The organism is Trinickia sp. NRRL B-1857 (assembly GCF_050470685.1).
Lineage (GTDB): Bacteria > Pseudomonadota > Gammaproteobacteria > Burkholderiales > Burkholderiaceae > Trinickia.
On record NZ_JBFLUK010000001.1, the window covers coordinates 55,524 to 70,260 of the forward strand.

Consider the following 14,737-nt stretch of genomic DNA (forward strand, 5'->3'; position numbering starts at 1 on the left):
GATTGTTTTTTTTAATTTGTTTTGACAATCGGTTACATCGTGGCTAGTATCGTCCAAACTTTTCGCAGTTCTCTGATTCTTAAGCAAAACCTACCGACCAATGCAGCACCGATATTTTGCCCAGGCTTGTACGCGCGTCGTCGCCGGGATGTTCATTGGCGTGTTGATGACGGCAGCTGCCGGCGCGTTCGCAGACGAAACGAGCAGTTCCCAGCAAATCGCATCCCCCATTCCGGCTCGCATCGAGTCGGATGCTTCGTCCTCTTCTCTCGCTTCCAGCACGAGTAACCTCCAAGCGGCCGATACGACCACGAGCGGTCGAGCCAGGGCATTCCTGTCGGGCGTCGCGGGTAAGGCCGGCGATGTTGTCGTCGGTGCGCTGAATATGATCGGCGTCCGTTACCGCTGGGGCGGTAGTTCGCCCGATTCGGGGCTCGATTGCAGCGGATTCGTGCGCTACGTGTTTCAAGACACGCTCGGAATGGCCCTGCCGCGTCGCGCCGAGGAAATGAGCCGCGTGGGAGAAAAGGTCCGGATGGCCGATTTGAAACCGGGCGATCTCGTCTTCTTTAACACGATGCGCCGTACGTTCTCGCACGTCGGCATCTACATCGGCGGCAACAAGTTCGTGCATTCGCCTTCTACGGGCAGCACGATTCGAGTCGACGATCTTGATGACGGTTATTGGGAGAAGCGCTTCACGGGCGCGCGCCGGATCGAAACGCAGTTTCCGGTGAAGGTCGAGGACCTGCGCAAGCGCGTGAGCGCGACGATCGGCGGCGATGCTTCGGCCGGTGGTGACGCCGGCACGCTCGGCAGCAACTGATAACCGATACCCGGTCGCCGGGCGCATAGACGTTCGGCGAACGAACGCCGCATCGATCGATGCTGGCGTTGCATACGACAAAGCCCGCTCTCGAGCGGGCTTTTGTTTTGGCATTTCTTTTTTCGTTCTGCTTCGGCTCGGGTTGCCGCGGCGAGCGAGGCGCGCAACCCGGCGCGCCATCTCTCGATTAGGCGGCTGCCGCCACGCCTGCACGCCGCTCGGCCAGCTTGCGCTGCAAATCGGGGTACAGCCGCGCAACGGCCGCTTCTCCGGCGAGAATCGCTTCGTTGCGTTGGCCGAAGTTGCTCCCGCTCATCGCAGCCAAATTCGGGCGAATGACGAAGTCGGCGTACTTCTCCAATTCGTACGTCTTGATCGTTTGTCCCATGATCGTGAACGTTTGCAAAAGCACGTCGAACGAGTTCTGCGTCAGTGCCGTTTCGGGATTGGCCGAGATATCGACGGCGATGACGAAATCGGCGCCCATTTTGCGCGCGAACGAAGCGGGCACGGGGCTCACGAGTCCACCGTCGACATATTCGTGACCGGCGATCTTGACCGGCTCGAAGATCGACGGAACGCTGCACGAAGCGCGTACGGCGATGCCGGTATCGCCGCGCTGAAACAAGATCGGTTGGCCGCTGCGAAGATCCGTCGCGACGATGCCGAGCGGCTTGACCATCTTTTCGATCGGGCGATGCTGTAGCGTCGTATTGACGTAGTTTTGCAGCGCCAGTCCTTGCAAGAATCCGCGCGTGCGAAACGGCATGGCCCAATCGCTGATCGACGCTTCATCCATCGTCAACGCGAGCTTGTTGATTTGCAGGCCGGTCATTCCCGACGCGTACAGCGCGCCGACGACCGAACCCGCGCTCGTGCCGCAGACGATATCGACTTGCAGCCCGCGCGCTTCGAGCGCTTTGATCACGCCGATATGCGAAAAGCCTCGGGCCGCGCCGCCGCCGAGCGCAAGCCCGATGCGAAGCGGCTTGGGCGGCGCAGCCGGCGGCTGCGTTGGGGCGAGACTCGATTCGTTCGTCTGGACAGTCGGCGAGGCGCAGGCGGCGAGCAGCGCCGATGCGCATGCCACGGAAAAGCCGCGGCGGGTGAGACGAGGGGAAGACGGTTTCAACGGTATCTCCAGCGGCGCACCGGAATCGGCGCGCATCGATGCGCCGGACTGGGACCTATGCAGCACCGGCACGCCGCGTCATGAAGCGGCGCGCGCACATCATACGGCAAAGCGATCCGGCACGGCTGCGCGGCTTGCTAGGTGCTGAGCGAGCAGGGCGAGGCGCCGAGTATGCCGGGTATAATTGCGCTCTATTTCTATTCGCTCGACGGCATGCCGCCCGCGTACACGCCATCGAACCATCGACGCTATCTATGACCACCGTCCGTACCCGCTTCGCTCCGAGTCCCACCGGCTTCATCCATCTCGGTAACATTCGCTCCGCGCTCTACCCATGGGCGTTCGCGCGCAAAATGCAAGGCACGTTCATCCTGCGTATCGAGGATACGGACGTCGAGCGTTCCACGTCCGAATCGGTCGACGCGATTCTCGAAGGGATGGATTGGCTCGGCCTGAATTTCGACGAAGGCCCCTTCTATCAGATGCAGCGGATGGACCGCTATCGCGAAGTCGTCGCTCAGATGCTCGAGCAAGGGCTCGCGTATCGTTGCTATATGTCGATGGAAGAACTCGAAGCGCTGCGCGAGCGTCAACGCGCAGCCGGCGAGAAGCCGCGCTACGACGGCACGTGGCGCCCCGAACCGGGCAAGACCTTGCCGACGCCGCCGGCCGGCGTCGAACCTGTGATTCGCTTCAAGAATCCGCTCGACGGCGTCGTCGCTTGGGACGACGCGGTCAAGGGCCGTGTGGAAATCGCGAACGACGAACTCGACGATCTCGTGATCGCGCGTCCCGACGGCACGCCTACGTACAACTTCTGCGTCGTGGTCGACGATCTGGATATGCGCATCACGCACGTGATTCGCGGCGACGATCACGTGAACAACACGCCGCGCCAGATCAACATCTTGCTCGCGCTCGGCGGCCAGACGCCGATTTATGCACACTTGCCGACGGTGCTGAACGAAGCCGGCGAGAAGATGAGCAAGCGGCACGGCGCGATGAGCGTAATGGGGTACCGCGATGCCGGCTATCTGCCCGAAGCGGTGCTTAACTATTTGGCTCGCCTGGGCTGGTCGCACGGTGATGCCGAAATCTTTTCGCGCGAGCAGTTCGTCGAGTGGTTCGACCTCGAGCATCTGGGCAAGTCGCCCGCGCAATACGATCACAACAAGCTGAACTGGCTCAACAATCACTACATCAAAGAAGCGGACAACGCGCGCCTGGCCGAATTGGCCAAGCCGTTCTTCGCCGAACTCGGTATCGACGAGGCTGCGCTCGCGAGCGGTCCCGACACGGCTTCGGTCATCGGGCTCATGAAAGACCGTGCGACGACCATCAAAGAGATTGTCGAGAACGCGGCGATGTTCTATCGCACGCCGGCACCCGAGGCCGAGGCACTGACGCAGCATGTGACCGATGCGGTGCGACCCGCACTCGCCGAATTGGCCGCTGCGCTGCGCACCTGCGAATGGACGAAGGAGGGCGTCGCAGCCGCGCTAAAGGCCACGCTCGGTGCGCACAAGCTCAAGATGCCGCAACTCGCGATGCCCGTGCGGTTGTTCGTGGCGGGTACGACGCATACGCCGTCGATCGATGCGGTATTGGTCTTGTTCGGACGCGAGCGAGTGGTGAGCCGCATCGAAGCGGGGCTCGCGGCCTAGTCGTCGTCACCCTTCGGCATCGGCTCGCAAAAATATGCGAAAAGATTGGCGAGGGGTATTTACAAGACGGAAAAGGGTCCATATAATCTCATTTCTGTTCTGCAAGGGGGTATAGCTCAGCTGGGAGAGCGCTTGCATGGCATGCAAGAGGTCAGCGGTTCGATCCCGCTTACCTCCACCAAACATCGCAGACAGAATCAAAGAAAAGCTCTGGTTTCCAGGGCTTTTTCTTTTTCTAGAATCCGTAGCGCGGATAGGCGCCGAGCCGATGCATCGATCGACTTCGCGTGCGCGACCCTGGGCCAATGAGCCTCTACTGCTTCCGCGAAATTCCACGTAGCGCGTCGTACAGTGTTAGCGCAGCGCCGAGACTTAAGGTCACGGCGAACACCGCTGCGGCCATGGCGAATGTCCCACTCGCGATCATCATGGAGGCGATCGGGACGACCGATAGGATGACGACATTGTTGAGCGTCTCGGCGGTCGCTAGAACCACACCCTTGTCGTGACCCGAACGTTCGGCAAGTACAGTCGTCGCCGAAGGGGCCCCCGCACCGAGCGCTGCGCCCCATGCGACGAGGCAGACGAGCGCGCCGAACACCGGTAGCGACGGAAGATGAAATGCGGTGACGCAAGCGATTAAAAGGCTCGTTACGACGACCAGCGAACGCTCCTCGCTGCCAGTCAGCCTCCGCAGCTTCCCCGCCGAGAGATTGCCGATCGCGAGGCCGACGCCGAAAGCGGTCGCGCTCATCCCAACATGGGCGACGTCGAGCTGATAGCGGTGACGCAACACTTCTCCCGACAACAGGAAGGCGGATACGCCAGTTCCATTCCATAAACCTTTCGCGAGTAGCGGGCGCATAACGTTCGAATTCCCGAGCCACCTAAAGCCGCGGGTTTCGTGGGCCGTGGCGACAGGGCGACGTGTCGGCATCGCCATGGCGCCTATTGCGAACGCGCCGACGAAGCATACCGACATCGAGAGCACGGCCAGCAGTATCCGATCGTTGCCCGCACGGGCAACGGCTTCTAATGATGACAAATCTTGACCTGTAAGCAGAGGGGGCGACTATCCGCACACGCGCCCGTGCACGCGCGCTAACAAAAGTTCTAGGGCCGACACGTCGATTTCTGTCTAGCTTCAGTTGAATCGGTATGCGGTTGCGGTCGACATAGCGTAACGCGCGGGGATGGGTGGGATGGAAAGTGTATTGCGATTCGCGGGTAGAAATCAGGATCCCGTTTCCGGCGGCTACCCGCTAGGGAATGGCTATCGATGGTACCTACCGGCGCTCATGCGTTTCGGCGCCCCGGACGCATGGAGTCCATTTGGCCGGGGAGGTGTGAATCCCTACACCTATTGCGGCTGCGATCCGATCAATTTCGGCGACCCGACCGGGCACGTTTTGAAGATTTTGAACGCGCTCTATGTGCCGGAAGCGGATCAGATCCATGTTGAGACTCATCTCGAAGTAGGGCTTCGCCTCGACAAACGAATACATGGCGACATGCGTGGCGTGGCGCAGGCGCCCAATAAGGTGTCGAGTTCGAAGCCTTCGACTTCGACTGCCGCCGTACATGCGGCGAGTTCGACAAAGGCGCCTCACTCTCCTGAACCGTTACGCACGCCGCCGATATCAGGTCCCACAGCCGGTTCGCCCGCCAACGTCTTGGCCGGTCCGTCGATCCCGCCCGTATCCGTGGATTCGTCCGCGGCGCATTTCGCTGACGCAGGCCCCTCTACGTCGGCGGCATCGTCCGCACTGCCGCCGGGATCACCGCCACCCACCTTCACGTCGCTATATAACGCGGTTCTGTCGCGCCCGTTAGGTGGGACAGAGAAGCAGAGCGTTGCAACTCGGCGGACGATCAGTTTTGTGGACGAAATGGAGCGTAAGGGGGTGACAGTGGCCGATCTGCCGGATTACCCCGGTATGGAAGAAACATCTAGGCTATTCGGCTATACCGTCCCGTTATCTACTGTCAGATCGAATGCGCTCAAGGTGATCTACAGGCCGGACCTTTCCGAGGCGATAAAGACCCCACACGTTAGAACATTGACGTACTTTAACGAGCTACCAGCGGATATTGCGCCCTATGTCGCGGACGGCCAGTAGGAAGAACGCCCGGTTATTGCACCGCGAGCGCGTGCCGATGGCCCGAGCGCCGATGGATAGTGTGCTCCGTTCGCCTCACAAGCCGCCGAAATCGCTTGCGCAGCCGGACATCGTATGCGTATAATGCGAGGCTCTGCTGTTCGAGGTGTCGCGTTTAGTTGGATATTGCGCGATACGGTCGGCAGGCGACTGTGAAGTGCTTTCGAAGCGCAGTAACTGAAAGAAAAAACTTCACAAACGCCAATCGACGAGTTAGAATAGCGTTCTTCGCCGTTGACGAAAGTTGAAAGCGAAGTGCGGCAGGTGAAAAGATTTTGTCCCCTTCGTCTAGAGGCCTAGGACATCACCCTTTCACGGTGAGTACAGGGGTTCGAATCCCCTAGGGGACGCCAAACATCGCGCTGCTTCTTAAGTGAGGCGGTGCAGCTTACGAGACAAAACCGACGCTCGTGAGTATGATGGGCAAGTTAAGGAGTGGTAGTTCAGTCGGTTAGAATACCGGCCTGTCACGCCGGGGGTCGCGGGTTCGAGTCCCGTCCACTCCGCCAGACAAAGCCCGTTCAGGGTTTCTTGAACGGGCTTTTTCAATAAAGATGTAAGCAGTATATTGAGCAGTACCTGTTGTCCCCTTCGTCTAGAGGCCTAGGACATCACCCTTTCACGGTGAGTACAGGGGTTCGAATCCCCTAGGGGACGCCAAAATATCGGCGGCGCTTTGCATTGAAGGAAGCGCGGCAGCTTGCGGAAAATAACCGACGTCCGCGAGCGAAGATGCAAGACTGGAGTGGTAGTTCAGTCGGTTAGAATACCGGCCTGTCACGCCGGGGGTCGCGGGTTCGAGTCCCGTCCACTCCGCCAAATAAGAAGCCCGTTCGAAGCAGATTCGAACGGGCTTTTTTCTTACGCCTTCCTATGGCCGTCCCCGCAGCAGCGGTTCGCCCGCGTGTCCACGGTTTCGTGCGAGCCCGGACAATCCGCCATTGCAAGTCGTACGCTGCTGCCTTACTGTGATCACGGTTTCTCTTCGTTCCGGCTACGATGTTCGATCCGACCGACGCGCCTTTGCACCATGCGCCATCGCCGTTTCATTTGCGCCAAGCGTCGATGAGCGATTTCGCTTTCGCGGAGGCGCTCACACGCGTCAATATGGGTCGCTACTACGAGCGGCACCGCCTGGCTTGGCGCGCCGATCTGTTTCTGGCGAGCTGGCAGGAATCCGAAAACTTCATCCTCGAGGTAGGCAACGAGCCGATCGGCGTGCTGCGGCTCACCGAAGAGGGCGACTCGCTGCATATCCGCGATGTTCAAATCGCCGAAGGTCATCGGGGCGAAGGGGCGGGCACGTTCCTGCTCGAGACGTCGCACCGCTGGGCGCTAGAGCGCGGATTGCACGAACTCCAATTGCGCGTATTCGTCGACAACCCCGCCGCACGGTTGTATCTGCGAATGGGCTATCGCGTGGCAGGACCTCGGCTTGCACAGCTCGGCGCCATTCGGCATATGACGCGCCGCGTTTAACGCGCGCAAGCCGCCTGTTCGTCGCAAGCGCCAAAGCGCTTACTCGTTCGTGAGCCCTTCCAAATCGTCGTCGGCACCAGAGCGCTCGGGTGCCGCTTCGCCGTCGCGCATCATGAATGCGCGCGGGCTTTCGCCGAACGCGCGCCGGAACATCGCCGAAAACGCGCTTTGACTTTGATAGCCGAGTTCGTGGGCGATCTGCGATAGCGCGCGGCCGCGATTGAGCAGCGGAATAGCCCGCGCCAGCACGGCCTGCTGACGCCATTGGGAAAAGCTCATCCCGAGTTCTTGGCGGAACAGCCTCGCGATCGTGCGCGTGCTCGCACCGACGCTCGCCGCCCAGTATTCCAGCGAATCCACATTACCGGGATCCTTGAGCAGCGCTTCGCAAAGCGCCCGCAATCGTTTTTCCGTCGGCATGGGCACCGAAAGCGGCAGCGGTTCCGAGCGCGTGATTTCGTCGAGCGCGAGCGCGCCGAGCAAGCGCTCGCGCGGCGTATCCAGGTCCTGCGCGTCGAGTGCGGCGATCGCCTCGCGCAGCAGCCCGGAAACATCGACGACGCGGCAAGCATCGAGCCCCGCCGGCACGACAGATTCGTCGATGTACAGCGTACGCAGATAGGCATCTTCGATGATGACCACTTCATGCGGTACGCGCGGCGGGACCCAAATGGCTCGGGATGGCGGAACCATCCATGTGCAGCTTTCGACGGCGACACGCATGACGCCGCGCGAGGCATAGGCAAGCTGCGCCCAGGCATGCAGGTGCAGAGCGATGCTTTCGCCCGCCGGCATCGGCCGCGCCCGCACGCGAATCGGATGCGTGGCGGTGGGCGCGACCGAGGCTGGAATGTCGATCAGGCGCACGCGCGCGGTGGATGTCGGCGCGACGAGTTCGTTCGAATTCACGGCGGCGTTTTGTTGGCGAAGTGAAAGATTAAAGATACCCGCATCGGGAAAGCGGGGAGCCGATCGATATTGTATGTGCGTCCCGCTCGAGGGCCGTTGCCACGCTTGCGCGCGACACTCGCAGCCGTCTTATTCGACATGCATAATCCGATTGCCGAACATGTGTGGGACGAATTTTGTTACCGCATCATGCAGGCGCCAAACGTTCGCCGGCGAAGTCCAAAGCATAGAACCGAGCCATGCAACCGGCGACGTGCATCTCCACACAACAAAGGGACGAGGGCAAATGCGATACGTATTCGTTTATGGCACGCTACGCGCGGGTGAGATCAACGACATTGGGGCTGCGGCCGCGCGCAATGGGATTGGCGCGCCTAGGCTGGTGGGACGAGCGGCGGTAATGGGGCGCTTATACGATCTCGGCGATTATCCGGGGCTCGTGCATGACGAGGCCGCGGGTCCGGTGCGCGGGGATGTTTATGAGATCGACGAGGCGCTCGTACCGGTCCTCGATCGGATCGAGGGCATCGAGCCGGGCGTCGACAGCGTCTTCAAATCGCGCCCGTTGACGGTGACCGTCGCGGACCGCGCGCTGCAATGCTTTTTCTATCCGGTCGACGATGTGTCCGTGGGTGGGCGTACCCGTATCGAAGCGGGCGATTGGATCAGCTATCGCCTCGCACGCGACTCGATCGCGGTGCTGTAATACGGCGGCCGATAAGTGCAATAGAGAAAAGAGACCAGAGAGAAAAGAAAAGGCCGGGTTGTCGTTGCGTTCGCGACAGCCCGGCCTGAAGGGCGGCCGCGCGTCAAAGCGGGCCGCCTTTTTTTCGGCGTGTTTAAACTTCTTCGTAAAGCGGCAGCGTCAAGAACTCCGTGAACGTTTCCGAGGTCGACATCTTTTCGAAGATGGTCCCGGCGCGATCGTACGACTCGGTGTTGCCGCCCACCGCCTGCTTGATCTTCGGCAGCTCTTCGGCGATCAGCGCGCGCACGAGCTCGGCGGTGACCTTGCGGCCGTCTTCGAGCTTGCCCTTCGGCGAGCGGATCCATTGCCACACTTGCGAGCGCGAGATCTCGGCGGTCGCCGCATCTTCCATCAAGTTGTGGATCGGCACGCAACCGTTGCCCGCCAACCAAGAGCCGAGGTAGTGGATGCCGACGTTGATGTTGTTGCGCAGTCCCGCTTCGGTGATCGGGGCTTCCGGACGGAAGTCGAGCAGATCCTTCGCCGTGACTTGCACGTCCTCGCGCTGTTTGGCGATTTGGTTCGGCTTGTCGCCGAGCACGCTCACGAACTCTTCCATCGCCACCGGCACGAGACCCGGGTGGGCGACCCAACCGCCGTCATAGCCGTCGGTCGCATCGCGCTTCTTATCCGAACGCACGCCGCCCATGGCCTTCTCGTTGGCAGCCGCATCGCTCTTGATCGGGATCAGCGCGCTCATGCCGCCGATCGCCGGCGCATTGCGCTTGTGGCAGGTCTTAAGCAATTCCAGCGCATAGGCGCGCATGAACGGGACCGTCATCGTGATTTGCGAACGATCGGCGAGGCAGAACTCCGTGTCGTTCTTGAACTTCTTGATCGCCGAAAAGATGTAGTCCCAACGACCGGCATTCAAGCCGGCGCTGTGTTCGCGCAGCTCGTACAGGATCTCGTCCATCTCGAACGCGGCGAGGATCGTCTCGATCAGCACCGTCGCGCGGATCGTTCCGCGCGGCAAGCCGATCGCTTCCTGGGCCGCCAAGAAGATGTCGTTCCACAAACGCGCCTCGAGATGGCTTTCCAGCTTCGGCAGATAGAAGTAGGGGCCGCTGCCGCGTGCGAGCAACTCCTTCGCGTTATGGAACAAGAACAGGGCGAAGTCGAAGATGCCGCCCGACACGCGCTGTCCATCCACCGTCACGTGCTTTTCGTCGAGATGCCAACCGCGTGCGCGCACGACGAGCGTTGCGATCTTGTCGTTGAGCTTATAGGTCTTGCCGTTTTGCTCGAGCGAAATCGTGCGGCGCACCGCATCCTTCAGATTCAGTTGGCCCGTGATCTGGTTGTGCCAGCTAGGCGTGTTCGAATCCTCGAAGTCGCTCATGTACGAGTCGGCGCCCGAGTTCAACGCGTTGATGATCATCTTGCGTTCGACGGGGCCGGTGATTTCGACGCGCCGGCATTCGAGGTCTTTCGGCAGCGGGGCGATCTTCCAATCGCCTTCCCGCACGGCCTTCGTTTGCGCGAGGAAATCCGGCCGCTCGCCGGCGTCCAGCCGCTGCGTGCGCTCGGCGCGCGCTTGCAGCAATTGGCGGCGGCGCGGCTCGAACGTGCGGTGCAGATCGGCGACGAGCGCGAGCGCCTCCGGCGTCAGGATCGTCTCGAAACCGGGCTCGATTGCGCCGGTGATTTGCATACCTTGGGGCAACGACAACGTGTTCGCCATGGAAAGTCTCCTTTGGTCGGTCAGATGGCAACAATTGGGGGCGACGTTCTCGCACGTCGGGGCTGTGGCGGGCGAGGACATCCGCTTCAATCCTTTTCGGTCAGTGCAAGCGTTTTGACGAAATCGACGAGATCGGACATACCGTTGCCGACGCCTCGCGGCTTCGCATCGAGTTCTTCGAACGGCGCGCCCGCTCGGTTGATCCAGTAGGTCGTGTAGCCGAACCAGCCGGCGCCGGCGACGTCCCAGCCGTTAGACGAGACGAAGACGATCTCGCGCGCGCTCGCATCGAATGCGCGCGTACCGAGCGCGTAGGCGGCGGGGGCCGGTTTGTAGGCGCGGGCCGAATGCACCGAGAGGACGTGATCGAACAAGTCGGCGATGCCGGCGCTTTTGACGGCAATCTCGAGCATGCCCGGGTTGCCGTTCGACAAAATCCCCAATCCCAGCGCGCGGCCGCTCGACGCCGCGCCGTATTCGCGTAGCGCGCGCAAGGCGGGGGCAGTGTCGGGGAAGGCGGACAGGCACGCGTATTGGTCCATCAACCGCTTTTCGCCGGCCGCATCGAGCGGCAAGCCCAATCGGCGCGCCGCGTAGCGCAGGGCATCGAGCGTCACGTCCCAGAACGGCTTGTAGTGCGACCCGTTCAGATCGGCGAGCGTGCGCAACTGCGAGTATTCGATTTGCTTTTGGCGCCACAACTGCGAGAGCGCGTCGCCTTGTCCGGGAAACAACTGCTCGGCCGCCGCCACCACCGAATGCACGTCGAACAGCGTGCCGTAGGCGTCGAATAGCACGGCTTTCGGGAAACGTCGTGACGCTGTCATGGCCGCATACCCCTGTACTTAAGGTCAGGAACGTATTCTATTTGTGACTTGATGGGATGAAAAAGGTACCGGAAGTCACATGATCTTTGACTTTTTGATACATAATCTGCCGATCGATCGTTTCTCGACAGGTGTACCGTATGTCGCGTTTCAAACAAATCGAAACCTTCGTGGCCGTGGCGACGAAGGGCAGTTTGTCGGCCGCCGCGCAAGCCGAGGGCGTCGCACCGGCCGTCGTCGGCCGCCGGCTGGATGCGCTCGAGGAGCGGCTTGGCGTGAAGCTGCTCGTGCGCACCACGCGCAAACTGACGCTGACGTTCGAGGGGTCGGCGTTTCTGGAGGACTGCCAGCGGATCGTGAACGACATGCAAAACGCCGAAGCGAGCGTGTCCGCGGGCGGCGTGAAGGCGAGCGGCCATGTCCGTATTTCGGCGCCGGCCGGTTTCGGACGCAAGCATGTGGCGCCCGTGATTCCGGCGTTCGCGTCGGCTCATCCCGAAGTGTCGATCGCGCTCGATTTGTCGGATCGCATGGTCGACCTCGTCAACGAGGGCTTCGATTGCGCGGTTCGGTTCGGGGAGTTGCCCGATTCCTCGTTGGTCTCGTTGCGGCTTGCCGAAAACCGCCGCGTTTGCGTGGCCGCCCCCACTTATTTGGCGCGCCAAGGCATGCCGCGCACGCTGGCCGATCTCGCCCATCACAATTGCCTCGCGCTCGCAGCGGGCGTGAACCAGCAGCGCGGGTGGACGTTTCAACAGGATGGGAAGATCGTTTCGATCAAGGTGTCGGGCACGCTCGAATGCTCCGACGGCGCCGTCTTGCACGAATGGTGTCTCGCCGGGCATGGCCTGGCATGGCGTTCGGCGTGGGAAGCGGGGGAGGACATCGCCGCCGGGCGACTCGTCACCGTGCTCGACGCGTTCGCCGCGCCGCCGATCGGCATCCATGCCGTGTTTCCGCAGCGCAGGCATTTGCCGCTGCGCGTTCGATTGTTTCTCGATTTCCTTAAACATACCTATGAGCGACCGGGCTACTGGCAATAGTGACCGGCTGCGATGTGGTGCGCCGTGCGGCCCCCGCCGAGCGCGGGTTTCCGATATGCGGGCAGACCAGAGGCAGGCCTGTCGCGCACCGAGCGCGGCACTACAATCGATTTGAGCCCGTTCGCGTGGCGACGCGTGCACCCGGGTTCCCTTGAGTGTGGTTGAGTGCCGAACACGGCAAATGTCGAGAAGGGGGCGTCATGTTCAAGCACATCCTGGTCCCGACGGACGGTTCCGAGCTGTCGCAAAAGGCGATCGACGGTGCGATCGATCTTGCGCGCACGGTCGGCGCTCGCATTACCGCCTATGCGTGCTTGCCTCAGTATCCGTACTCGCCGTTCGCGGAGGTCATCGTCGAGCAGCCCGACGATTTTCAGGAACGTAGCGAGCGCGAAGCCCGCGAGCATCTCGATGGAGTGCAAGAAGCCGCGCAGCGCGCCGGCGTCGCGTGTACGAGTCGAACCAGCGTGCATCCGTCACCCTATCTCGGCATCATCGAAGCCGCGGAAAGCGCGGGATGCGACGTTATCTTCATGGCTTCGCATGGGCGCAAAGGGCTCGGAAGCCTTCTGATCGGCAGCGAGACGCAGCGGGTGCTCACGCATACGAAGATTCCCGTGATCGTTTATCGCTGAACGAACGGGCGCTTGGGGGCCTTCTGCCTTGGCTCCCCTCGGGCGTGAAACGGCGAGCCCCGCATGCTAGGCGCATGCGGGGCTCGCGTTCAGCCTGGTCCCTCTCGCGAGTCCCTTCGGTTATGCAACCTTCTTCGTGTCGAAGAATTGTTCGTCTTCGGTCGAACCGTGCAATGCCGTCGTCGAGGCTTCGCGCTCGACCGTTTGCGTGACGGCGTCGAAGTAGCCCGTGCCCACTTCGCGCTGGTGCTTCACGGCCGTGAAGCCCTTTTCGGCCGCCGCGAATTCGGCTTGTTGCAGTTCGACGAAGGCGCTCATCTGCGAGCGGGCATAGCCGTGCGCGAGGTTGAACATCGAATAGTTGAGCGCATGGAAGCCCGCCAACGTGATGAATTGGAACTTGTAACCCATCGCGCCCAATTCCTTCTGGAACTTCGCGATCGTCGCATCATCGAGGTTCTTCTTCCAGTTGAAGGACGGCGAGCAGTTGTACGACAAGAGCTTGCCGGGGAATTGCTTGTGGATCGCTTCGGCGAACTTCTTGGCGTACTCGAGGTCGGGCTTGCCCGTTTCGCACCAGATCATGTCGGCGTACGGTGCGTAGGCCAAACCGCGCGAGATGGCTTGCTCGAGGCCCGCCTTCGTGCGGAAGAAGCCTTCGACCGTGCGCTCGCCCGTCAAGAACGGACGATCGTTTTCGTCGACGTCGGACGTGAGCAAGTCGGCTGCCTCGGCATCCGTACGCGCCACGAGAACGGTCGGCACGCCGCAGACGTCGGCCGCCAGACGCGCCGCCGACAGCTTCGCGACGGCTTCACGCGAGGGCACGAGCACCTTGCCGCCCATGTGACCGCATTTCTTCACGGACGCGAGCTGGTCTTCGAAGTGCACGCCCGATGCGCCCGCTTCGATCATGGCCTTCATCAGTTCGAACGCGTTCAGCACACCGCCGAAGCCGGCTTCCGCATCCGCCACGATCGGAGCGAAGAAGTCGATGTAGCCTTCGTCACCGGGGTTCTTGCCTTCGGACCATTGGATCTGGTCGGCGCGCGTGAGCGTATTGTTGATACGCTTCACGACTTGCGGCACCGAATTCGCCGGGTACAGCGATTGGTCCGGATACATCTCGCCGGCGAGGTTCGCGTCGCCCGCGACTTGCCAGCCGGACAAGTAGATCGCCTTCAGGCCGGCCTTGACCTGTTGCATCGCTTGGTTACCCGTCAGCGCGCCCAGCGCGTTCACGAACGGCTCGTTATTGATGAGGCTCCAGAGCTTTTCTGCGCCACGCTTGGCGAGCGTATGCTCGGGTTGAATCGAGCCGCGCAGGCGAACGACGTCCTCGGCCTTGTAGGTGCGCTTGATACCTTTCCAGCGCGGATCGGTTTCCCATTGCTGATGCAGTTGCTGTGCTTGCTGTTGGCGTGACATGGTGGGGCTCCTTGTTGCTTGAAAGAGAGAAGAACGGAATCTCGCTTATCGCGACCGATTTGATCGCGAACTCTTATATAAGAGTCTAGGCAATTCGAAGCCTTGGGAATAGGCGCATCCGAACGTTTTTCGAACGCATTTAATCTATAAAAATCAATTGATTAAGACATTCATTTCGCGATAAGAAATGACATTTTCCATCT

At 61.2% G+C, this 14,737-nt stretch carries 13 protein-coding genes and 5 tRNA genes; 12 read left to right on the forward strand and 6 right to left on the reverse strand.

Features of this window, described 5'->3' with window-relative positions; all coding sequences use genetic code 11:
- The first annotated feature begins 100 nt into the window (after positions 1–100).
- The gene (locus tag AB1286_RS00295) at positions 101–826 is read left to right on the forward strand and encodes a C40 family peptidase (protein WP_430361381.1); all 726 of its coding nucleotides are present in this window, start codon (positions 101–103) and stop codon (positions 824–826) included.
- A gap of 187 nt (positions 827–1,013) precedes the next feature.
- Here the strand turns inward: AB1286_RS00295 and AB1286_RS00300 are convergent, their stop codons facing one another.
- A complete protein-coding gene (locus tag AB1286_RS00300; RefSeq protein WP_430361382.1) occupies positions 1,014–1,994 on the reverse strand; it encodes a patatin-like phospholipase family protein in 981 nt (326 codons plus the stop codon).
- A 218-nt stretch (positions 1,995–2,212) separates the two neighbouring features.
- Between AB1286_RS00300 and gltX the strand changes: the two genes are divergently transcribed.
- Both gltX and AB1286_RS00310 read left to right on the forward strand, forming a co-directional pair.
- Positions 2,213–3,622: a glutamate--tRNA ligase gene (gene gltX, locus AB1286_RS00305; RefSeq protein ID WP_430361383.1), complete on the forward strand. Its 1,410-nt coding sequence runs from the start codon at positions 2,213–2,215 to the stop codon at positions 3,620–3,622.
- A 105-nt stretch (positions 3,623–3,727) separates the two neighbouring features.
- Positions 3,728–3,803 (forward strand) — tRNA-Ala (locus AB1286_RS00310).
- 132 nt (positions 3,804–3,935) lie between these two features.
- Here AB1286_RS00310 and AB1286_RS00315 read toward each other — a convergent pair.
- Positions 3,936–4,559, reverse strand: coding sequence for a hypothetical protein (locus tag AB1286_RS00315; RefSeq protein WP_430361384.1), 624 nt, complete (start codon positions 4,557–4,559; stop codon positions 3,936–3,938).
- Between the two features lie 265 nt (positions 4,560–4,824).
- Here AB1286_RS00315 and AB1286_RS00320 point away from each other — a divergent pair, with 265 nt between their 5' ends.
- The 6 genes from AB1286_RS00320 (at position 4,825) to AB1286_RS00345 (ending at position 7,260) form a co-directional block, all read left to right on the forward strand.
- Positions 4,825–5,742 (forward strand): RHS repeat-associated core domain-containing protein, encoded by a 918-nt coding sequence (locus AB1286_RS00320; protein WP_430361385.1) that lies wholly within the window; start codon positions 4,825–4,827, stop codon positions 5,740–5,742.
- Between the two features lie 316 nt (positions 5,743–6,058).
- A tRNA-Glu gene (locus tag AB1286_RS00325) sits at positions 6,059–6,134 on the forward strand.
- A gap of 79 nt (positions 6,135–6,213) precedes the next feature.
- Positions 6,214–6,290: transfer RNA gene (locus AB1286_RS00330), tRNA-Asp, on the forward strand.
- Positions 6,291–6,365: 75 nt separating this feature from the next.
- Positions 6,366–6,441: transfer RNA gene (locus AB1286_RS00335), tRNA-Glu, on the forward strand.
- Positions 6,442–6,523: 82 nt separating this feature from the next.
- Positions 6,524–6,600 (forward strand) — tRNA-Asp (locus AB1286_RS00340).
- A gap of 180 nt (positions 6,601–6,780) precedes the next feature.
- Positions 6,781–7,260, forward strand: coding sequence for a GNAT family N-acetyltransferase (locus AB1286_RS00345; protein ID WP_430361386.1), 480 nt, complete (start codon positions 6,781–6,783; stop codon positions 7,258–7,260).
- Between the two features lie 39 nt (positions 7,261–7,299).
- Here the strand turns inward: AB1286_RS00345 and AB1286_RS00350 are convergent, their stop codons facing one another.
- Positions 7,300–8,169: an AraC family transcriptional regulator gene (locus tag AB1286_RS00350; protein ID WP_430361387.1), complete on the reverse strand. Its 870-nt coding sequence runs from the start codon at positions 8,167–8,169 to the stop codon at positions 7,300–7,302.
- A gap of 286 nt (positions 8,170–8,455) precedes the next feature.
- Here AB1286_RS00350 and AB1286_RS00355 point away from each other — a divergent pair, with 286 nt between their 5' ends.
- Positions 8,456–8,875, forward strand: a complete 420-nt coding sequence (locus AB1286_RS00355; protein ID WP_430361388.1) for a gamma-glutamylcyclotransferase family protein — start codon at positions 8,456–8,458, stop codon at positions 8,873–8,875.
- Positions 8,876–9,008: 133 nt separating this feature from the next.
- On the opposite strand, the gene aceB is transcribed toward AB1286_RS00355, so the two are convergent.
- Positions 9,009–10,601: a malate synthase A gene (gene aceB, locus AB1286_RS00360; protein ID WP_430361389.1), complete on the reverse strand. Its 1,593-nt coding sequence runs from the start codon at positions 10,599–10,601 to the stop codon at positions 9,009–9,011.
- A gap of 86 nt (positions 10,602–10,687) precedes the next feature.
- The gene (locus tag AB1286_RS00365) at positions 10,688–11,428 is read right to left on the reverse strand and encodes a haloacid dehalogenase type II (protein ID WP_430361390.1); all 741 of its coding nucleotides are present in this window, start codon (positions 11,426–11,428) and stop codon (positions 10,688–10,690) included.
- 140 nt (positions 11,429–11,568) lie between these two features.
- Between AB1286_RS00365 and AB1286_RS00370 the strand changes: the two genes are divergently transcribed.
- Both AB1286_RS00370 and AB1286_RS00375 read left to right on the forward strand, forming a co-directional pair.
- Positions 11,569–12,471 (forward strand): LysR family transcriptional regulator, encoded by a 903-nt coding sequence (locus AB1286_RS00370; protein WP_430361391.1) that lies wholly within the window; start codon positions 11,569–11,571, stop codon positions 12,469–12,471.
- A 200-nt stretch (positions 12,472–12,671) separates the two neighbouring features.
- Positions 12,672–13,106 carry a universal stress protein gene (locus tag AB1286_RS00375; protein WP_430361392.1) on the forward strand — a complete coding sequence of 145 codons (435 nt, stop codon included), beginning with the start codon at positions 12,672–12,674 and terminating at the stop codon, positions 13,104–13,106.
- Between the two features lie 120 nt (positions 13,107–13,226).
- Here AB1286_RS00375 and aceA read toward each other — a convergent pair whose 3' ends face one another.
- Positions 13,227–14,534: an isocitrate lyase gene (gene aceA, locus AB1286_RS00380; protein WP_430361393.1), complete on the reverse strand. Its 1,308-nt coding sequence runs from the start codon at positions 14,532–14,534 to the stop codon at positions 13,227–13,229.
- Between the last annotated feature and the right edge of the window lie 203 nt (positions 14,535–14,737).